Annotated in this window: 19 protein-coding genes; 12 read left to right on the forward strand and 7 right to left on the reverse strand. The window is 70.2% G+C overall.

Annotation, left to right across the window (positions count from 1 at the left end; all coding sequences use genetic code 11):
* The first annotated feature begins 11 nt into the window (after nt 1-11).
* From ACT3UF_RS09705 to ACT3UF_RS09715, 3 genes are all read left to right on the forward strand, one after another.
* On the forward strand, nt 12-1,292 hold the full coding sequence (locus ACT3UF_RS09705) for a sugar ABC transporter permease (RefSeq protein ID WP_441445231.1): 1,281 nt from the start codon (nt 12-14) through the stop codon (nt 1,290-1,292).
* A 146-nt stretch (nt 1,293-1,438) separates the two neighbouring features.
* Nucleotides 1,439-2,536, forward strand: a complete 1,098-nt coding sequence (locus tag ACT3UF_RS09710; RefSeq protein ID WP_442332807.1) for a substrate-binding domain-containing protein — start codon at nt 1,439-1,441, stop codon at nt 2,534-2,536.
* A 75-nt stretch (nt 2,537-2,611) separates the two neighbouring features.
* Nucleotides 2,612-3,646 (forward strand): LacI family DNA-binding transcriptional regulator, encoded by a 1,035-nt coding sequence (locus ACT3UF_RS09715; protein WP_442332808.1) that lies wholly within the window; start codon nt 2,612-2,614, stop codon nt 3,644-3,646.
* A gap of 12 nt (nt 3,647-3,658) precedes the next feature.
* Here the strand turns inward: ACT3UF_RS09715 and ACT3UF_RS09720 are convergent, their stop codons facing one another.
* Nucleotides 3,659-3,946 (reverse strand): MGMT family protein, encoded by a 288-nt coding sequence (locus tag ACT3UF_RS09720; protein WP_441445228.1) that lies wholly within the window; start codon nt 3,944-3,946, stop codon nt 3,659-3,661.
* A gap of 121 nt (nt 3,947-4,067) precedes the next feature.
* Between ACT3UF_RS09720 and dld the strand changes: the two genes are divergently transcribed.
* Nucleotides 4,068-5,777: a D-lactate dehydrogenase gene (gene dld / locus ACT3UF_RS09725; RefSeq protein ID WP_441445227.1), complete on the forward strand. Its 1,710-nt coding sequence runs from the start codon at nt 4,068-4,070 to the stop codon at nt 5,775-5,777.
* A gap of 88 nt (nt 5,778-5,865) precedes the next feature.
* On the opposite strand, the gene ACT3UF_RS09730 is transcribed toward dld, so the two are convergent.
* Nucleotides 5,866-6,153, reverse strand: coding sequence for an MGMT family protein (locus ACT3UF_RS09730; protein WP_441445226.1), 288 nt, complete (start codon nt 6,151-6,153; stop codon nt 5,866-5,868).
* 416 nt (nt 6,154-6,569) lie between these two features.
* On the opposite strand from ACT3UF_RS09730, the gene ACT3UF_RS09735 reads away from it, so the two are divergent.
* Both ACT3UF_RS09735 and ACT3UF_RS09740 read left to right on the forward strand, forming a co-directional pair.
* The gene (locus ACT3UF_RS09735) at nt 6,570-6,740 is read left to right on the forward strand and encodes a hypothetical protein (RefSeq protein ID WP_441445225.1); all 171 of its coding nucleotides are present in this window, start codon (nt 6,570-6,572) and stop codon (nt 6,738-6,740) included.
* A 186-nt stretch (nt 6,741-6,926) separates the two neighbouring features.
* Nucleotides 6,927-10,322: an AAA family ATPase gene (locus ACT3UF_RS09740; RefSeq protein ID WP_441445224.1), complete on the forward strand. Its 3,396-nt coding sequence runs from the start codon at nt 6,927-6,929 to the stop codon at nt 10,320-10,322.
* A gap of 131 nt (nt 10,323-10,453) precedes the next feature.
* Here the strand turns inward: ACT3UF_RS09740 and ACT3UF_RS09745 are convergent, their stop codons facing one another.
* Entirely contained in the window at nt 10,454-11,254 is an 801-nt protein-coding gene (locus ACT3UF_RS09745) for an SDR family NAD(P)-dependent oxidoreductase (protein WP_441445223.1), read from the reverse strand.
* Between the two features lie 99 nt (nt 11,255-11,353).
* Between ACT3UF_RS09745 and ACT3UF_RS09750 the strand changes: the two genes are divergently transcribed.
* Nucleotides 11,354-11,935 carry a TetR/AcrR family transcriptional regulator gene (locus tag ACT3UF_RS09750; RefSeq protein WP_441445222.1) on the forward strand — a complete coding sequence of 194 codons (582 nt, stop codon included), beginning with the start codon at nt 11,354-11,356 and terminating at the stop codon, nt 11,933-11,935.
* 81 nt (nt 11,936-12,016) lie between these two features.
* Here ACT3UF_RS09750 and ACT3UF_RS09755 read toward each other — a convergent pair whose 3' ends face one another.
* The 3 genes from ACT3UF_RS09755 to ACT3UF_RS09765 form a co-directional block, all read right to left on the reverse strand.
* Complete coding sequence (locus tag ACT3UF_RS09755; protein ID WP_444502620.1) at nt 12,017-13,063, reverse strand: homocysteine S-methyltransferase family protein; 1,047 nt, start codon at nt 13,061-13,063, stop codon at nt 12,017-12,019.
* Nucleotides 13,064-13,232: 169 nt separating this feature from the next.
* Entirely contained in the window at nt 13,233-13,868 is a 636-nt protein-coding gene (locus ACT3UF_RS09760; protein WP_441445220.1) for a maleylpyruvate isomerase family mycothiol-dependent enzyme, read from the reverse strand.
* Nucleotides 13,869-13,870: 2 nt separating this feature from the next.
* Nucleotides 13,871-14,338, reverse strand: a complete 468-nt coding sequence (locus tag ACT3UF_RS09765) for a MarR family winged helix-turn-helix transcriptional regulator (RefSeq protein WP_441445219.1) — start codon at nt 14,336-14,338, stop codon at nt 13,871-13,873.
* Between the two features lie 162 nt (nt 14,339-14,500).
* Here ACT3UF_RS09765 and ACT3UF_RS09770 point away from each other — a divergent pair, with 162 nt between their 5' ends.
* From ACT3UF_RS09770 to ACT3UF_RS09780, 3 genes are read left to right on the forward strand one after another with little or no spacing between them, the layout of a single operon-like run.
* Complete coding sequence (locus tag ACT3UF_RS09770; RefSeq protein ID WP_444608286.1) at nt 14,501-15,592, forward strand: PEP/pyruvate-binding domain-containing protein; 1,092 nt, start codon at nt 14,501-14,503, stop codon at nt 15,590-15,592.
* Entirely contained in the window at nt 15,589-16,023 is a 435-nt protein-coding gene (locus tag ACT3UF_RS09775; RefSeq protein WP_441445217.1) for a MerR family transcriptional regulator, read from the forward strand. The genes ACT3UF_RS09770 and ACT3UF_RS09775 overlap by 4 nt, the downstream gene beginning before the upstream one ends.
* The gene (locus ACT3UF_RS09780) at nt 15,965-16,426 is read left to right on the forward strand and encodes a VOC family protein (protein ID WP_444502617.1); all 462 of its coding nucleotides are present in this window, start codon (nt 15,965-15,967) and stop codon (nt 16,424-16,426) included. Before ACT3UF_RS09775 ends, ACT3UF_RS09780 begins: the two co-directional genes overlap by 59 nt.
* Before the next feature lie 72 nt (nt 16,427-16,498).
* On the opposite strand, the gene ACT3UF_RS09785 is transcribed toward ACT3UF_RS09780, so the two are convergent.
* The gene (locus ACT3UF_RS09785; protein ID WP_441460259.1) at nt 16,499-17,467 is read right to left on the reverse strand and encodes a hypothetical protein; all 969 of its coding nucleotides are present in this window, start codon (nt 17,465-17,467) and stop codon (nt 16,499-16,501) included.
* A gap of 151 nt (nt 17,468-17,618) precedes the next feature.
* Between ACT3UF_RS09785 and ACT3UF_RS09790 the strand changes: the two genes are divergently transcribed.
* Nucleotides 17,619-19,157: an SDR family NAD(P)-dependent oxidoreductase gene (locus tag ACT3UF_RS09790; RefSeq protein ID WP_444502616.1), complete on the forward strand. Its 1,539-nt coding sequence runs from the start codon at nt 17,619-17,621 to the stop codon at nt 19,155-19,157.
* A gap of 61 nt (nt 19,158-19,218) precedes the next feature.
* Nucleotides 19,219-19,716 carry an SRPBCC family protein gene (locus tag ACT3UF_RS09795; RefSeq protein WP_441460261.1) on the forward strand — a complete coding sequence of 166 codons (498 nt, stop codon included), beginning with the start codon at nt 19,219-19,221 and terminating at the stop codon, nt 19,714-19,716.
* Nucleotide 19,717: the final 1 nt, after the last annotated feature.

Consider the following 19,717-nt stretch of genomic DNA (forward strand, 5'->3'; position numbering starts at 1 on the left):
AGAGCACACTCATGAATGTTGTGAAGCAGATTTTCGGGACGGATTTCCGTCAGTTCACGATGGTCTTCGCCCTCGTGGCACTTCTCCTCGGGTTCCACATCGCCTCCGGCGGCAACATGCTGACGCCGGGGAACATGCAGAACCTCATCGCCGGCAACGCCTACGTGCTGATCCTGGCGATCGGCATGGTGATGGTCATCGTCATCGGCCACATCGACCTCTCCGTCGGCTCCGTGGCCGGCTTCGTCGGGATGTGCGTGGCGCTGTCCGCCCGCGACCTGAGCTTCCCCTGGTGGGCGGCGCTGCTCGCCGGCCTGGTCGTGGGCATCGCGATCGGCGCCTGGCACGGCTTCTGGCTCGCGAAGGTGGGCATCCCCGGATTCATCACCACCCTCGCGGGGATGATGATCTTCCGCGGCGGCGTGATCTGGATCAGCGGCTCCGTCAGCGTTCCTGTGCCGCCGGAGCTGAACGTGCTCGGCGCGGGTTACCTGCCCGAGTGGGGACCGGCCTTCACCAACCTCAACAACTCGACGCTGCTGCTGGGCATCCTCGCGATCGCCCTCTATGCCTGGAGCGAGATCAGCACCTTCCGCCAGCGCGTCGCCGACGGTGAGACCGGCCTGAACTTCACTGCCGTGATCATCCGCCTGGTGCTCGTCGGCGCGGTCCTCGGCTACGTCACGTACCTGTTCGGCAGCGGCCGTCCCGGCACCTCCTTCCCGGTGCCCGGGCTGATCCTGGTGGTCCTCGTGATCGTCTACCACGTCATCACCCAGCGCACCACGTTCGGTCGCCACATCTACGCCGTGGGCGGCAACAAGCAGGCCGCCGCGCTCTCCGGCGTGAGCGTCGCCAAGGTGCACTTCTTCGTCATGATGAACATGTCGTTCCTCGCGGCGCTCGCGGGCATCCTCTTCGTCGCCCGTGCGACCTCCGCCGGACCCACCGACGGCAACATGTGGGAGCTCGACGCGATCGCGGCCGTGTTCATCGGCGGGGCCGCGGTCTCCGGCGGGATCGGCACCGTGGCGGCGACCATGATCGGCGGGCTCGTCATGGCCACCTTGAACTCGGGACTGTTCCTGATGGGCGTGGGCCAGGACAAGACGCAGGTGATCAAGGGCCTCGTGCTCCTCGCCGCCGTCGCGTTCGACGTCTACAACAAGCAGCAGGGCCGCCCCTCGATCACCGGCCGGCTCTTCGGCGACCGGAAGACGTCGGAGAGCACCACCGACTCGACGCAGATCGCGCCGACCGCGCCGACCGCGCCGGGAACTGCCAAGAACTGACCCTTCGGCACCCGGGCACGCTCCAGCACCCGGGCACGCTCCCACAGTCGGGATCCTGCCCGCGGCGCCCGCCACTGAACCCACCTGACCCACTCAACCCACCCTGGAGCCCGATGGCGGGCCTCCACATCACCTGAGGAGAAATCATGAAGAGAAGGACTTTCACGCTCGGCGGCGCAGCCGCGGCCGGTGCACTGCTCCTGGCAGCCTGCGGCGAGGGCCGCGGCGGCGGCGAGACGGCCGGCGGTGAAGAAGCCGGCAGCGGCTTCCCCGCCGATGCCACCATCGGTGTGTCCCTGCCGTGGCTCGGGACGCAGAACTGGGCCGAGGCCCAGGCCATGTTCGAGGAGCAGCTCAAGAGCGCCGGCTTCACCCCGCTGATCCAGGCGGCGGACAACAAGGTGCCGCAGCAGCAGCAGCAGATCGAGGCGATGGTCCAGCAGGGCGCGAAGGCGATCGTCGTCGGCCCCATCGACGGCACCCAGCTGGGCAGCGCGCTGAAGGCGGCGAAGGACGCCGGCGTGCGGATCATCGGCTACGACCGTCTGATCGAGAACACCGACGCCGTCGACGGTGTGGTGCAGTTCGGCAGCATCCGCACCGGTGAGCTGCAGGGCCAGTCCCTCCTCGACGGCCTCGCCGAGCGCAAGGGCGAAGGCCCGTACAACATCGAGCTGTTCGGCGGCGGTCCCGCCGATCCGAATGCCCCGAACTTCTTCGAGGGCGCGATGTCGGTCCTCCAGCCGAAGATCGACGACGGCACGCTCGTGGTCGTCTCCGGGCAGACGGACTTCCAGCAGGTCGCGACCCAGGACTGGGACAACGGCAAGGCCCAGACCCGCATGGACTCGCTGCTCGCCGCGAACTACTCGGACAAGCCCGTGGACGGCGTGCTCTCCCCGAACGATGGCATCGCCCGCGCGATCATCACCTCGTGCAAGGGTGCCGGCCAGGACATCCCGGTGGTCGACGGCCTCGACGCTGAGACTGAGTCCATCAAGTCGATCTGGGCCGGCGAGCAGTACTCGACCGTGCACAAGCCGACGAAGGACCTCGTGGCCAAGACCGTCGAGATCATCACCGCTTTCCAGAAGGGTGAGGAGGCTCCGGCGACCGAGGAGTCGGAGAACAACGGCGTGATCGACGTGCCGATCTATGCACTGGATCCGATCGTCGTCACCGAGGCGAACGCGGAGGAGATCTTCGCAGACGATCCCGACCGTCTCGCGCTCCTCGAAGGCTGAGACAGGACACGCTGGTGGCCCCGGGGCTCGTCGCCTCGGGGCCACCACCCCGTGCTGCGGATCGGAAGAGACGGCATGACGAAGAAGCGCGCCACCATGAAGGACGTCGCGGCACGTGCCGGGGTGGGCTTCAAGACCGTCTCCCGGGTGGTCAACGACGAAGCCGGGGTCTCCGACCAGACGGCGGCGAAGGTCCGCAGAGCCGCCGCTGAACTGAACTACCGGCGCGATATGACTGCCGGGAACCTCCGCCGTGCCGCGGGGCGCACCGACAGCATCGGCCTCCTCGTCGCGAGCGTCGACAACGAGTTCGACGCGAAGCTGCACCGCGCCGTCGAGGACGCCGCCCAGGAGCGCCGCGTCAGCGTGTTCTCCTCGAGCACCGACGAGGACGCCGATCGTGAGCGCCAGCGCGCCGTCACGCTCCTGGCACGGAGGGTCGACGGGCTCGTGCTCATGCCCTCGAGCGGCGACCTCTCCTACCTGCGGCACGAGCTCGACCTCGGCACACCGGTGATCGCCGTGGACCGCCCGCCGAAGGGCATCTCCATCGACACGCTCATGGTCGACAACGAGATCGGAGCCCGCGATTCCGTCACGCACCTGATCGAGCACGGGCACCGGCGGGTCGTGGTCCTGGCGCATCTGGCGACCCTGGTGACGTCCGCGCAGCGGATCGCCGGTGCGCGCAGCGCCTGGGCCGACGCTGGCCTCCCTGCGGACTCCCTGCAGGTGGTCGACGGGATATCCACCGCTGAGGACACAGCCCGCATCCTGGATGCCCTGCTGGAGGGGGATGACCCGCCGACTGCGGTGTTCGCCGCGCGCAACGCGATCGCTGTCGGCGTGGTGCGGGCGCTCCAGCGCCGCGGCCAGCAGCACGAGATCGCACTGATCGGCTTCGACGACTTCGGGCACGCGGATCTGCTGGACCCTGCGGTGACTGTCGTCCGCCAGGATCCGGCTCGGCTCGGTGAGCTTGCGACGGAGCGGCTGTTCGCACGCCTGGACGACCACTCCCTCCCAGTGGAGCAGCTGGTCGTCAAGACCCGCCTGATCCGGCGACGATCCTGCGGATGCGCTGAGCATGGGGGCGCGACTACGGCCTGAGCCGGATCAGGATCAGTTCGAGCGCGGAACGCGCAGCCTGCGCAGATCCACCTTGTCGCCCACGAATGGGACGTGCTCCTGCGCCAGCAGCGAAGGAGCCGTGCCGTCGTGACACGCGGCGGGTGTTCCGTCGGCGCGGACGACTCTCCACCAGGGGATCTCCTCGGAGATGCGGGCGACGATCTGTCCCACCTGGCGGGGGTGCAGGCCGGTCTCCACGGCGATGTCCCCGTAGGTCATCACGCGTCCGGGCGGGATCTCGACCGCGGTCGCACGGACCGCATCCTCGGAGCTCTGCATGGTGCCGTCCTTCCAGGGAGGATCCAGCGGGGTGAGGCAGCACGGTGGCTGCCCTGCACCGCACGATAGTCGGCCGCGAGTAGCATCGGGATGCTGACCCGAGGCAAAGGAGCATCCGCACATGCACGCACCGCAGAACCACCGATCGGCGGGGGCCGTCGAGGCCTTCACCGAGATCATGGGACGGAAGCACGTGCTCACCTCAGCGCGTGCCACGGCCCGCTACACCACCGGGGATCGCTTCGGCGCGGGCGAAGTGCTCGCCGTGCTGCGACCGGGGTCGCTGGTGGACATGTGGCGCGCCCTGCAGGTGTGCGTCGACCATGACCTGATCGTCATCACCCAGGCCGCGAACACCGGACTCACCGGGGGCTCCGGTCCCGGTGACCAGGACTACGACCGCGACATCGTCATCCTCTCCACGCTGCGGATCGACCAGATCCACCTGCTCCACGACGCCCGCGAGGCGATCTGCCTGGCCGGCTCCACCCTCTTCGCCCTCGAGGAGATGCTCGCCCCGCACGGCCGCGAACCCCACTCGGTGATCGGCTCGAGCTCGATCGGGGCGAGCGTCGTGGGCGGCATCGCGAACAACTCCGGCGGCAGTCAGATCCGCAAGGGCCCCGCCTACACCGAGCAGGCGATCTTCGCGCGGGTCGACGAGCACGGGCAGATCCAGCTCGTGAACCACCTGGGCATCGACCTCGGCACCGATCCCACGCACATCCTCGACCGGCTGCAGCGCGGCGAGTGGGAGGCTGCCGACGTCACGCCGCCCCCGCCCGACTCCACCGGCACCGCCTACGCCGAGCACGTGCGCCAGCTCGCGGACACCCCGGCCCGCTTCAACGCGGATCCGACGTTCCTCCACGAGGCCTCCGGCAACGCCGGCAAGCTCATGGTGTTCGCCGTGCGCACCCGTACCTTCCCGCTCGAGAAGGACAAGGCGACCTTCTACATCGGCACCGACGATCCCGCGTACCTCGAGGCTCTGCGCCGCGCCTTCCTCGCCGCGGACGGTCCGCTGCCGATCTCGGGGGAGTACATGAGCGCGCACGCCTTCAATCTGGCCGTGACCTATGGGAAGGACACGTACGTCTCCCTCAAGCACGCCGGCTCCCGCACCCTGGTGCGCATGTTCGCCCTGAAGGGCTGGGCGAACGGCGTGTTCGCGAAGGTGCCGGGCCTGGGGTCGTCGGTCGCCGATGCGATCTCCCAGAAGCTCTTCTCGCTGGTGCCGGAGAAGATCCCGGCGCGGCTCGTCCAGTACCGCGACCGCTTCGAGCATCATCTGCTGCTGGTGGTCAGCGGCAACCAGAAGGCGGCGACCGAGCAGCTGCTCACCGAGTTCTTCGCCGCTCCCGAGCATGAGGGCGGGTTCTTCGAGTGCGACGCCGGCGAGGCCGAGAGCGCCACGCTGATCCGCTTCGGCGTGGCCAGCGCCGCCAGTCGCTTCTTCGTCATGCACCGCGCGGAGGCCTCGGCCATGGTCACCTTCGACGTCGCGCTGCGCCGGGATGACCAGGACTGGCTCGAGGTGCTGCCCCCGGAGATCGCGGATCAGCTGCTCGAGAGCGTCTACTTCGGGCACTTCTTCTGCCACGTGCTGCACCAGGACCACGTGGCCAGGAAGGGCGTGGACCCGGTGGCGCTGAAGAAGACGATGACGGCGCTGCTCGAGAGCCGCGGCGCCGCCGTGCCGGCCGAGCACAACTTCGGGCGCATCTACCCGGCGCCCGAACCGATGATCGAGCACTTCCAGCAGCTCGACCCGCTGAACATGTTCAACGCCGGGGTGGGGGAGTCGTCGCCGCGGAAGCGGTGGGCGTGAGGGTGGCGACCGGCCGGTGAGCGTTCAACACAGGGTGAGCTTGATCCAGCGGGTTCAGCCAGCACGACGCTGCGCCGCCGGATCAGGACTAGTTCGAGCGCGGAGTGCGCAGTCTGCGCAGGTCCACCTTGTCGCCCACGAACGGGACGTGCTCCTGCGCCAGCAGCGAAGGAGCTGTGCCGCCGTGACACGCGGCGGGTGTTCCGTCGGCGCGGACGACGCGCCACCAGGGGATCTCCTCGGCGATTCGGGCGACGATCTGTCCCACCTGGCGTGGGTGCAGGCCGGTCTCCACGGCGATGTCTCCGTAGGTCATCACGTTGCCGGATGGGATCTCGGCCGCGGTCGCACGGACCGCATCCTCGGGACTCTGCATGGCGTCGTCCTTCCAGGGCGGATTCAGCGGACGAGGCAGCACCAGGACTGCCCTGCCCCGCACGATAGTCGGCCGCAGTGACGGGCCTCGCCTGGCCCCAAAGATCGACGACGCATTCGAGGCGTTCAGCAAGGCGGTCTTCGAGGAAGGCGCCCTCCCGGGGAAGACGAAACAGCTCATCGCGGTGGCCGTCGCCCACGAGCCTATGCGCACTCCACGCTCGCCCTGGACGCGTTGGCCGGGCACGAGCACCCGGAGTGATCTGGACTCCGGGTATCGGAGATGAGCGGAGGGAGGCGGCTGGAGGTGCCTGAGCCCAGACCCCGTGGGGTGTTCGCGGGCCTCGCGACCCTGGATGTCATCCATCGGGTGGACTCGCAGCCCGGCCCATCACCGAGGAGCTTGCGGGCGTCGGCGTGGTGGTCAGCGACATCGGCCCGGAGCTGCGCGAGAAGCCCGGTGCCCACGCCGGCGGCGCGGCGGAGGCCATCCTGCGAGGTGACGTCGAGGATCTGCTCGACAAGCCCACGCTGGTCACCCGCATGGCCCTGATCCCGGCCGGGTCGAAGGAGCAGGGCCAGCTGTGACCGGGAGAGCGTGCGGGCGCGGCGACCCCGTTGGCTTGCGATCCGATCAGACCCCGCCACGCGTCGACATCCGGCTCTAGGGTGGCCCTCGGAGGGACCGCCTTGACCCGTCGGTGACGCGATGCCGGCGTCGACGGGAAGTGGTGCGACCCCGTGCCGGAAACGACCAGGGGGAGGACGTCGACGATGGCGACGATCAAGGTGAAGTCGGGGATGTTCGGGAAGACCCTGGGCGAGGCGCTGCACCTCGCGAAGCCGGGGGACAAGATCCAGCTCGCCCCGGGGGAGTACGTGATCGAGACGATCCCGATCTACCACCTGACCTTCCAGGGCGTCGGCAGCGACCCGTCGGAGGTGGTGCTCCAGACCCGTGTCGATGTCACCGGGAACGCGGCGTTCCGCGACCTCACCCTGCGCGCGCCGCACTTCTCGAACGCCGTGCACATGCCGAAGCCGGGTGCGCGGGCCACGCTCGATCGCTGCATCATCGTCGGCGATCCGGCCGGCAAGTACCCGGCGCTCTACTGCAAGAGCGGCCTGCTCAGCCTGCGAGAGTGCGAGGTGCGCGGCGCTCCCGGAGCGCAGACCATCACCCTGCAGACGGGGTCCACGTTCACGGCGGAGCAGTCCACGCTCGGGCACGTCTGGGCCACCGCCAGCACTGCGACGCTCTCCCACACGGCGGCCAGCTCGATCATCGCGTCGAGCCGCTCCCGGATCGATGCGGACGTTCTCAAGGTGGCGCCCGGGCCGGGCAAGCGCTCCCTGGTGCTCGAGGGCGAGACGGTGTGCCGGATCGGCAGGCTCGACGCACCTCGTGGGGAGTGGGAGGCGCTGTGCGAGGAGAGCTCGCTGGAGATCGGCGAGGCGATCCTGCCGGCAGGGGAGGAGTACCTCGTCATCGCCAAGGGCGCCGGGCTCGTGCGCAGCGACAGCCCCTCGGTGCGGATCCATGACCCCGATGCCCCTCCCGTCCCCAAGGAGGTCCACTGGCCGCTTTCGGCCGCCCGAGCCTTCATGCGGGAGATCCAGCCGAAGGTCAAGGCCGGCGACACGATCGTGCTCGATCCGGGCGAGTACTACCTCGACGATGTCGGCGCCATGCTGTCGATCCGCATGCATCTGCGCGGCAGCGGCTCCGACCGGACGGTGCTGCACGGCTGCCTCGCCACCTACGAGGATGCCGAGGCCTCGATCTCCGGCCTCACGCTGCGGGCCCGTGCGACCTCGAACGCGGTCCAGGCCGCGCAGGGGAGCACCCTCACCCTCGAGGATGTCCTCCTCGAACCCTCCGACGGGACCGAACTGGCTGCCGTCTACCTGGGCAGGGGTGCCTCCGCCACGTTCACCGGCTGCACCGTGGCGGCGGCGTCCGATCAGCAGCGCGGGGTGGTCGACGTCGACGGCGCGGATCTCGTGGCCGATGACAGCGCGCTCGGTTGGTTGCGCGTCGTCGGCGGTGGCACCGCGCGGCTCACGAACTGCGATGCCCTGATGGTCCTGGCCGGCAGCGGTGCGGATGTCACCGGCGACGTGACGCTCCACGACAACGAGGACGAGAAGCGCCAGGTGGTCGCGCTCGGCGGCGCCACCGTCCATCTGGGGAGGGTCGATGCCGAGTTCGAGCAGCTCGAGATGTACTCCAGCGCCGCCGAGCTGCGCATCGACGAGCTCCGCACACCGCCGGGAGCGAGCACCTATGTGGTGCGCGAGGACGGCGGGGAGGCCACGGTCACCGGCCGCGGTGTCGAATACCTCGATGACGAACCCGCCGCCGCGGCCCCGCAGGGCAGCGTCACCACGGCCGCGCCCCAGGCCGCGGCCTCCGTCGAGACGGCGGAGGCCGCCGCGGGGGAGGGGGCGCTCGAACCTGCCGGGCCGGCACCCGCCTCCGTCGGCGCGGGGGACCCCGTCCCGGCCGACGCCGACAGCGGCGAGACCGACGCGGCGCCGCCGGACGCGCTCGCCGAGATCCTGGCACTCACCGGCCTGGAGACGGTGAAGGAGCAGATTCAGGGCTTCACCCAGATGGTCCGGTTCAACCAGATCCGGGCGCAGAGCGGACTGCGCACCACGGGGATGAGCATGCACTCCCTGTTCCTGGGCAATCCGGGGACCGGGAAGACCACCGTCGCCCGCTTGCTGGGCCGGGTGCTGCACGAGTCAGGGGCGATCAGCTCCGACACTTTCGTGGAGGTGGGGCGGCGTGACCTGGTCAGCGACCGGATCGGCGCCTCGGCGAAGAAGACGGTGGACGTGCTCGAATCCGCCCGCGGCGGCGTGCTGTTCATCGACGAGGCCTACTCGCTGTACCAGGAGAAGAACAACGAGTTCGCCCAGGAGGCGGTCGATGCGCTGATCACCTTCATGGAGAACAATCGCGACGGCGTGGTGGTGATTTTCGCTGGATATGCGGATCGGATGCAGGACTTCCTGCGGATGAACCCCGGCCTGCAGTCCCGTGTCCCCAACCGGTTCGACTTCGAGGACTACTCGCCGCGGCAGATCGCGGAGATCGGGTACCGCGACCTGCTCTCCAACGACTACGTGGTCGATGAGGAGCGTTACCGCCGCACCGTCACCGCGCTCTACGGGCGCAGCACCGATCGCAGCAACGGTCGCTGGGTGCGGAACCTCAACGAGAGCCTGGTCAAGGAGATGGTGCGCCGCGTGATGGCCGCGCCGAGCTCCGCGGTGGAGGACCTCACTCACATCCGCGACGAGGACCTCGCCGCGATCGGTGGCGGCAGCAGCGAGCACAAGGAGCGCACCGTGGAGGCGCTGCTGGAGGAGCTCGACCAGATGGTGGGCCTCGCCCCGGTGAAGACCTGGGTGCGCAGCCTCGTCAACCGGGTCGCGCTGGACCGGCAGCGCCTCGAGCTCGACGGCGACACCCAGCGGCCCAGCTACCACATGGTGTTCTCCGGCAACCCGGGCACCGGCAAGACGACGGTCGCCCGGCTCATCGCGCAGCTGTTCCACAACCTCGGGGTCCTCTCCACCCCGCAAGTCAAGGTGGTGGAGCGCAGCAGCCTGGTGGGCTCGTGGATCGGGCACACCGAGCAGCGCACCGCCGCCGCCGTGGACGAGGCGATGGGCGGGGTGCTGTTCGTGGACGAGGCGTACCAGCTCACCGTCGAGGCCACACCGAACGACTTCGGCAAGCTCGCCGTCGAGACCCTCATGACCCGGCTGGAGAGCGACCGCGACCGATTCGTGGCGATCTTCGCCGGATACACCGAGCCGATGGACGAGTTCCTCGCCGCGAACCCGGGACTGCGCTCACGCATCCCGCTGGTCATCGAGTTCCCCGACTTCTCCCCGCAGGAGGTGGCGCGCATCGTCTCGGCGACCCTCGCCCCGCGCTGGGAGTTCGACGGCGATCTGCTCGAGGAGGCCGCGGCCGAGGCGTACCAAAACCTTCCCGAGCACGATCGCTCCAACGGCCGCTGGGCCCGGAACTTCGCCGAGAGGATCGAGGCGCTGCACAGCGACCACGTCGCCGCGCGCGGCCTGACAGGGGAGGCGGTGCGGCGGATCGATCCCGAGGTGATCCGGACGGCTGCGGGGCGGGGGCAGTAGTCACCGCGGTCCACTGAGCTTCACGGGTGCCAAAGTGGAGGGATTCGGTCGATCTACGACGAGCACCCACAGGCGCTCGCCCGGGCCGACGAGCCGCAGCGGCGCCGATCATCTCGGGTCCGCGCCACAGCTCAGTCGGAGGCAGCAGTGAGCCGGTGCGTCATCACGGCGAGGGTGCGCCGGCTCAGGACGCGACCGGCAAGGGCGGCGAGACGGTTCTGGCGGCCATCGATCGTGCTCGGCCCGGGTGAGCGGTGCTCGAGATGCGCCATGGCGGTCGCGACCAAATCCTCGGCCGTGCGCATCGAGGCGCCCGCCGTCGCGTCGTCCGTGCCGACGACGGCGTTGAACTCCGTGCTGGTGGCGCCGGGGGAGAGCGCGAAGACGGTCGCTCCGGTGTGGCGGGTCTCCGCCCACAACGCCTCTGTCCAGCTCAGCACGAAAGCCTTCGCCCCGCCGTAGACGGCCATGCGAGGCGTCGGCGCGTAGGCGGCCATGCTGGCGACGTTGATGAGGAACCCCTCCGCCGCGATGATGTCGGGCAGGAAAGCGCGGCTGAGCTGCACCGGAGCGGTGATGTCCACCGCGATCATCTCGTTTAGGCGCGCGGGGTCGTCGTGGAGGAACTCGCCGAAGCTGCCGAATCCGGCGTTGTTGATCAGCGAGGTGACCGCGACTCCGGCGGCATCGAGCGCGCTGCGGAGCTCGGTCACTGCGTCGGGGGAGGCGAGGTCCAGCGGCACGACCGTGACAGCTGCGCCGTGCTCCGCCCGCAGCGTGCCGGCGAGCTGTTCGAGGCGGTCGCGTCGTCGCGCGATGAGGACCAGACCCGCGCCGCGCCCGGCGAGGGCATGCGCGAAGGCGGCGCCGATCCCCGAGCTCGCCCCGGTGACGGCGACGGTGTGGTTCTGCAGGTTCCGGTGCGACGGCATCGTGCCTCCTCCGGCGACAGCGGGTGCGCGAACGATATGAGGCACGCTATGTCTAGGTGGCACTGAGTGTCAACGGGGCACGGAGGATACGATGCGGGCATGAAGGACGACAGATTGTGGACGCGGGCGCGGCGAGCCGCCCATGCCGAGATCGCGCGGACGGCGATGGGGCTGTTCCTGCAGCAGGGGTTCGAGAACACCACGATCGATCAGATCGTTGCCGCCGCAGGCATCTCGAGACGCTCCTTCTTCCGGTACTTCGGGACGAAGGAAGATGTGGTTCTGGGGGACCTCGCCGGGGAAGGCGCGAAGGTGCAGGAGGCACTCGAGGCGGTCCCTCTGGACGTGCCGCCCTGGGAGGCGATCGAGGAGGCTTTCTGGCGGGTCGCCGAGCAGGCTCCGGGCGATGAGGCCATGAGGAAGGAAGCGGAGATGCTGTACGGGACGCCGTCGCTCCGTGCCCGCAGCATCGAGAAGCACCTCCAGTGGCAGGAGCTCATGGTGCCGAACATCCAGCGCCGGCTCGAGGCGGGCGGCGGCGACGCACGGCCGCCCGCTGCTGACGCCATCGTCGCCAGTGCCATCGCCTGTCTTGACGTCGCGGGGCAGGCGTGGATCCGGGAGCCCGGGAGCGATCTGCGCGAGCTCTACCGTCGGGCCGCGCGAGCAGCGGGGGCGTAGGACCCGCCCGGCGGCGCCGGCAGCAGGGCGGGCCCGCCGAGAGCCCGACGGCGGGCCCCGACGCGCACACGCCGCCCCCGGTCAGGCTCGCCCGCCGAGCCCCACCACGTGCTCGGGAAGCCGCTCATTGCTGCCGTACATGAAATGGTTCGCCATGTTCTCGGAGAACCGGCTGGCTTCCGGGGTGCGGCCCACGGCCTCGGCGACTTCGCGGATGTGGATCGGGGCGGCGCCGCAGCACACGCCCAGGTAGTTCACGCCCAGTGCGTAGGCCTCCTCGGCGAAGGCTCGGATCTCGTAGCGATTCGCGAGCAGGGGGTCCAGGGCCGTGGGGAAGGTGCGTCCGTGCGGGGAGGGCACGGTCGCTGCGGCGTCCGAGAGGTTGAAGAACGTCGGCTCCTCCTGCGTGGTCCGGTAGGGGATCGGCAGCGCCCCCACGTGGCAGGAGACCGCCTCGCGGATCTGCCGCAGCCACGGCATCAGGGTCGCCGGGCCCCGGAAGCAGTTCAGCCCGACTACGTCGGCCCCGCCCTGCTCCAGGCGTTGGGCCGTCTCGACGATCCCTGCCCCGTCGGCCATCTCCTGGAATGCCATCGGCGCGAGCGTGAGCACCACGGGCAGTCCGGAGGCCTTCGCCACCTCGAGAGCCGCGAGCGCCTCGCCGGCGTAGTAGAAGGTCTCGCCGATGATGAGGTCCGCGCCCTCCTCGACGGCCCAGCCGACCATCTCCTCGAACATGCCGCGCACCTCGGACTGCCGGGCGGGGTCCGCCGGGTCCCAGATGTTCGAGTTCGAGATGTTGCCGGCCATCAGGTTCCCGGGCACCGCGTCGGCGACCTCACGGGCGATGCGCAGCGCGGAGCGGTTCAGCGGCTCCAGCAGCTCCTCCTTGCCGATCACTCGCATCTTCTCGCGGTGGCCGTTGTAGGTGAACGCCTCGACGATGTCGGAGCCGGCGCGCTGGAAGTCCACGTGCAGGGACCGCAGGGCCTCCGGATGCTCGAGGGCTACCTCGGGGACGAATTCTCCGGCGGTCAGGTAGCCGCGGCGCTCGAGCTCGAACAGGAAGCCCTCCGCGCAGATGACGGGGCCGGCGTCGAGGCGCTCGGTGAGGAGGTTCTGGGGCATGGTCGTACTCCGTGGTCGGTCGGGCAGGCGGGCCGTTCCGGTTGAGAGTAGTCCGGCGCCGCGATGGTGTCTCGTGCATGGCGGCGTGTGAACGGGGCGCCGGTGAGCTCGCCCCGGAGGGCGCACCGAGCAGGCTCTCACGCTCTCGTCGATCTGATCGTCCCGGGTCTCACCGGCCTCGGAGCACCTCGACGCCGGGCCCGGAGAGGTCGGACAGCGCGGATCGACGTCCGGCCAATGCCATGCACAGGGCCTCGGCGGTTCCGCTCACCAGCGGCCCCTGACCATGGCGCGAGCCCGTGTCCGTTGCGACGAAGGCGAGCCCCGCGCCGCGGCCGGGGCGGACCAGCGCCGGAGGGGCACCGGGCGCGGTCAGCTGACCGAGCAGGTGTGCCCAGTCCTCCGAGGGGACGTCCGCCTCGAGGTCCAGGGGGCGGGAGATGTCCCGCAGGTGGATGCAGGTCTCCGCGAAGGGGCCCCAGGGGCCCACGCGGGGCGGATCGACCTGATCCTCGGCGTGCTGACGCAGCGTGCGGACCAGGGTCGAGGTGTCCAGCCGGGCCAGTCGACGCGCGAAGTGGTCGATGGTGGCGTCCGTGCTGCCCCGGTAGCGCAGGGAGACGGCGAAGAACCGGGGGAAGCCGACGAAGGCGTGCTGCAGCAGGTGCGCCGCGACGTGGCGCACGGTCCAGCCATCGCACAGGGAGTCCCGGTTCCATTGGTCCTCGCTCAGCCCGTCCAGGACGTCGGCGAGGTGCAGACGGTTCCTGGTGGTGGCGATGAATATGTCCTGTCTGGAGCGCACGGTCACTCCTGTCCGCGCCGAGTTCCGGAGCGGGCCAGGGCCCGGATGTCACGATCGAGGGTCGCGAGCACGGTGAGCGCCGTGCGCAGCTCGGACTCGCTGCAGTCGGGGGCCAGCGTGGACATGGCGGCGCGCTCGGCATCCCGGGCGCGTGCGAGCGCGCGCCTGCCCGGCTCCGTCAGCTCGATCAGGACGGAGCGCCGGTGGTGTGGATTGGTGGTGCTGACCGCATGCCCTCGTGCGATCAGCTCGTCCGCATGGCGCTGCACCGCCTGGCGGGGAAGATCCATGGCCGCGCCGATCGCGGGCACGGTCTCCGGGCCTCGCCGTGACAGCTCGAGCGCCACCGCGCGCATCCCTACCGTCCAGCCCTCCTCCCGAACCCGGGACTCGACCACCCGGGAGGAGTTCAGCACTACGGGACGGACCAGGCCCAGGACCTGGTCGACGAGCTCTCCACGATCCATCATGACAACAATGTTGTCACATGGGGAAGGAGTCGTCCAGCATGCACCGGCCGTCGGCCCGCGCGGAGGCCGAGCAGGCCGAGGAGGACGCCGAAGCGTACGATCGGCGTCGTCAGGCAGAGGCCCGCGCCGTGACGATGCGCGCCGAGGCCGAGGCCCTGACGCATGGAACGCGTGGAGAGAGGTGCTGCGATGACGGTGATCCCGCTGACCGAGCTGGACCCGGCGGATCTCGAGCGGATCGGGGGGAAGGCCGCCGGGCTGGCCGTGCTGATCGCCGCCGGGGAGCGGGTCCCCGCAGGGTTCTGCCTGACCACCGACGCCTTCGGGGCCGGTCGCATCCCGCGCGAGGAGGTCGAGGCGGCCTATGCCGCGCTGGGGGAGGACGTGCCCGTGGCCGTCCGCTCCAGCGCCACCGCGGAGGACCTCCCCGGGGCCAGCTTCGCCGGTCAGCAGGACACGCTCCTGGACGTCACGGGCCTGGAGGACCTGCTCGCCGCGATCGAGACCTGCTGGGCGTCGCTCGATTCGGAGCGGGCCCTCGCCTACCGCGCGGCGCACGGCATCGACGGTTCGCGAATGGCCGTCGTGGTCCAGACCATGATCGCGCCGCGGGCCGCGGGCGTCCTGTTCACCGCGAACCCGCTCACCGGCACCCGCGGCGAGATGGTCGTGGACGCCGCTCCGGGGTCGGGGGCGGCGGTGGTCGACGGCACCGTCGATGCCGACCACTACGTGCTGGGCGAGGTGATCGGGCCGGATGTGGAGGGCTGCTTGGACCGTGCCCAGCTCACCGAGCTGCGGAGCGTCGGCCGCCGGATCCAGGAGCACGTCGGAGCGCCGCAGGACATCGAATGGGCCTACGACGCCGACGGCGTCCTCTGGCTGCTGCAGTCCCGGGCCATCACCAGCCTGTTCCCCCTCCCCGCCTCCGATCCCGCCGACGGGTTCCGGGGCGCCGGCGCCGCCCCGGGCCGGGCGACCGGGCGCGCCCGGGTGATCACCGATCCCCGCGGGGCGCGCATCGATCCCGGCGAGATCCTGGTCGCCCCCACGACGGATCCCGGCTGGACCCCGCTGTTCCTCACGGCGGCGGGGCTCGTCACCGAGACCGGTGCGGCCATGGCCCACGGTCCCACCTTCGCCCGCGAGTACGGCATCCCCGCCGTGATCTGCGTGCAGGGCGCGACCACGCAGATCCGCACCGGGCAGCTGATCTCGATCGACGGCGCGAGCGGGACGGTGAGCATCGAGTGAGGATCGGAGAGCTCTCCGCGCGCACCGGGGCCAGTCCCCGTTCGCTGCGCTACTACGAGCAGCAGGGGCTGCTGGCTCCCGAACGCACCCCGTCCGGTCAGCGCGTGTACACCCCTGCCCACGAGGCCGCCGTGCGGCAGATCCAGGAGCTGTTCGCCGCCGGATTCTGCAGCGCCGTGATCCAGGAGCTGCTGCCCGCGATGAGCGCTCCCGCGGTGGACGGCGCCCTGCTCGGGGACGCGCTCGCCGCAGCGGAGCGCCGCCTGCGCGGCGAGAGGCAGGCGATCGATCGGGAGCTGAGGGAGCTCGGACTGCTGCGGCACCGCCTGGGACTTGCCCCTGACACGCATGTCAGCGTCGAGGATGGGCACCATGACGACGAACACTCCCAGCCAGCTGCGACTGATCATCGAGACCGACGACTTCGATGAAGCGCTGCGGTTCTACCGCGACGTGCTCGGCATGCCCGAGCAGCCCGCCTTCGCCACCGAGGGCGAGGACCGGGTGGCGATCCTGCACGCCGGGACCGCCACCCTCGAACTCGCGAGCCCCGCGCACGCTCGGGCGATCGACGAGGTCGAGAACGCGCCGAGCACGCAGGGCCCGACTCTCCGCATCGCCCTCGAGGTCCCGGACACCGCGCAGGCCGTCGCCACCTCCGAGGAGCACGGCGCCGCGCTCCTGGCGCCGCCCACCCGCACCCCGTTCCGCACGCTCAACGCGAGGGTGCAGGGCCCGTCCGGGTGGCAGGTGACGTTCTTCCAGGAGCTCGAGACGCTTGAGGAGCGCACGGCGCGCGAAGGATTCGCGACCGACGACGAGCGACCGCGGTGAGCGCGACCGAGGTGAGCGGTGGGTCCGCCTCGGCCGACGAGCACCATCCGACGCTTCCCCCGAACGCCCCTGTCAGCTCGCGATCTGCGTGGAGGGTGCCGCCGCTGCCAGGGCTCCTCCGACGGTCGTGCCCCACATCTCCGGGAAGGCGGTCGGGAACACCCGCAGATCATCGGCGGCACCGATCCTCGCGCTGGTCGCGACGATCGCCCCGCGGCCCGAGGGGACCCCGTCCACGCGGATCATCGGAGCATGCTCGCCTCTCTTCTCCTGGGCGAGCGCGAGATGCAGGCGGTCGGAGAGGTAGGAGACGTCGGCCGGTCCGTAATGCGTGGCGAGGCGCTGTGCGTACTGCTGGATGGTGGCCCCGGAGTGGGTGTCCGTGCCGAATCTCTGAGCGGTCTGCGTCACCAGTGCGTGGATCCATTCGAGCACGGCCCCGTTCGACAGCGCCGTGACGCGCAGGGTGTCCGCGGCGCCGATGCTGTCCTGGGTCTCGAACAGGGCGAAGAGCGCATCGCCCATGAGGTCGTGCCGGGTGGTCGAGGCGAGGGCGAGATGCACGTCGGACATCCCCTTGATCGCGCCGGAATGCACGCCTGCGCCGACAGAGGTGCGCCCGCCGGCGGCATACCCCACCCCGAACGACTGCCCGAACATGCTGAACTGATGCATCAGGGTCCCGCGGGCCTCGCCAGCGGTCTTCTCATCGAAGTGGCGCTCCACCTCGAGCACCCGGCGCGGGTCCAGCTGGATGACGGCCCCGGAGGAGTACGCGCGAGCGGCGGGCTGCGCGAGGAGCCCATCCATGTGCTCCGCGAGCGCTGTGGCGGTCGCCCAGTCCTCACGATTGATCCGTCGCGCCTTCACCTCGCCGAGGATCCCGACGATCGCCAGGACGAGCCCGGGGATCCAGAGGACCACCGTGAAGACCAGGACCCCCACCATGCCGCCGACGACACCGCTGGAGGACTGTGCGAAAACCGCCGGCAGAGCGAGCAGCAGCCCGGTGATGACCAGCAGGATGATGCCGACCGTCAAAGATGTGCGATGCAGATGGCGGCGCGCCCGGGGCACATCGAAGGAGGAGTGCTCATGTGATCCACCTTACGAGTTCTGCGGCTCGGCTGTCGCCTCCGTACGTGACCGATTCCCCGCCCGCCCACGGGCCCCGCCGCCATAGACTCGATCGGTGCACGACTCCTCAGATTCCGCCCCGTCCTCGTCCCCTCTCGATGGCCGCGAGGGGCCCGAGCTGACCGCGGAAGACATCGCCACCGCGCTGCGGGTGCTGCAACGCGCGCCGACGCTCGCCGGGGACAGCGAGGATCTGGTCGCCCTCAAACGGGCCTCCCGCAACTTCGAGAAGAAGCTCGCGAAGTCCCAGCGCGGGGAGAAGACGTGGGCGCAGCGCAAGGCGGACCGCGCCGTGATCGCCGCGACCGCCACCGGGTCCCCGCTGCGCATCGACGATGAGACCAAGGGGATCCCGCTGGTCTCCCACGCGCAGGGTGCCTTTGCGGGCGAGCTGAACAAGTCCCGCGGTTGCTACATCTGCAAGAGCGACTACACGCTGGTGGATGCCTTCTACCACTGGCTGTGCCCGGACTGCGCGGTGCTGTCTCACGCCAAGCGGGACCAGCGCACCGACCTCACCGGCAAGCGGGCCCTGCTCACCGGCGGCCGCTCCAAGATCGGTATGTACATCGCGCTGCGCCTGCTGCGCGACGGTGCGCACACCACCATCACCACCCGCTTCCCCAAGGACGCCGCGCGCCGCTTCGCCCAGAGGGAGGATTCGGCGGAGTGGATCGACCGGCTGAAGATCGTCGGGATCGACCTGCGCGATCCCACCCAGGTGATCGCGCTCGCCGACGATGTCGCCGTCGCGGGACCGCTGGACATCCTCATCAACAACGCCGCCCAGACGGTGCGTCGTTCACCGAGCGCCTACTCGGCGCTGGTCGAGCAGGAAGATGCCCCCCTGCCCACCGATCGTGCGCTGCCGGAGATGACGGCATTCGATCGCATCTCCCAGGCGCACCCCGCCGCGATCGCCGGCGTGCTGCAGAACCGGTCCGTGCCGCACCATGACGGCGAATCGCTCGAGCACGCTCAGGCCGCACAGTCCGCCGCCTCGATGACGGCGCTCGCGCTGCGCGCCGGCACGGCGAGCCTGCAGGAGCACCTCGCCGGCACCGCAGTCGACGCCGGCGGCCTGCTCCCTGATCTGCAGACCACCAACTCCTGGACCCAGACGGTGGACCAGGTGGATGCCCTCGAGATGCTCGAGGTGCAGCTGTGCAACGAGACCGCACCGTTCCTGCTGATCAGCAGGCTGCGACCCTCGATGCGTGCCGCAGTGCAGGCCGGGGCACGCCGTGCTTACATCGTGAACGTCTCGGCGATGGAGGGGCAGTTCTCCCGCCGCTACAAGGGCGCCGGCCACCCGCACACGAACATGGCCAAGGCCGCGCTGAACATGCTCACCCGCACCAGCGCGGGGGAGGCGTTCGAGACCGACCGGATCCTGATGACGGCGGTGGACACCGGCTGGATCACCGACGAGCGACCCCACCAGGACAAGCTGCGCATCGCGGCGGAGGGCTGGCACGCCCCGCTCGATCTCGTGGACGGTGCGGCGCGCGTCTACGACCCGATCGTGCGCGGTGAAGCCGGCGAGGATCTGTACGGCTGCTTCGTGAAGGATTACAAGCCCAGCCCGTGGTGACCGGGCAGGGGCTCCGCGGTGCAGCACCACGCGCCCCGTCCCCCTGTGACATCCTGGCGTGATGTCCCGCCCCCTGCACGTCTCCGACAGCGTCGAGGTCGCCGCCGACCCGATGACGATCTATCGCGAGGTCGCCGACCCCTCGCAGATGGGGCGCTGGAGCCCGGAGAACCAGGGCACGACCGAGCCGGGCCACGGCCCGCTGACGGTCGGGGACGAGTTCGTGGGCCGCAATCGTCGGGGCCCCGGCCGCTGGTCCACCGCCTGCACCGTGATCGCTGCGGAGCCCGGTGAACGGTTCGCGTTCCGCGTCCACCGGATCGGCGTTCGTCGGCCCGTGCTGCGCGGAGGGATCGCGACCTGGACCTACACCTTCGAACCGGCCGACGAGGGGCGCACCCGCGTCACCGAGACCTGGCAGGATGACCGCACCCGGTGGCCGGATGCCGTGGCGGCGCGCTTCGACAAGCTGGTCACCGGGGGCCGCACCTTCGACGAGTTCCAGGCGGGCAACATCCGGCGCACCCTCGCCCGATTGAAAGCTGACCTCGAAGGCTGAA

The organism is Brachybacterium sp. AOP24-D1-21, from assembly GCF_052378665.1.
Lineage (GTDB): Bacteria > Actinomycetota > Actinomycetes > Actinomycetales > Dermabacteraceae > Brachybacterium.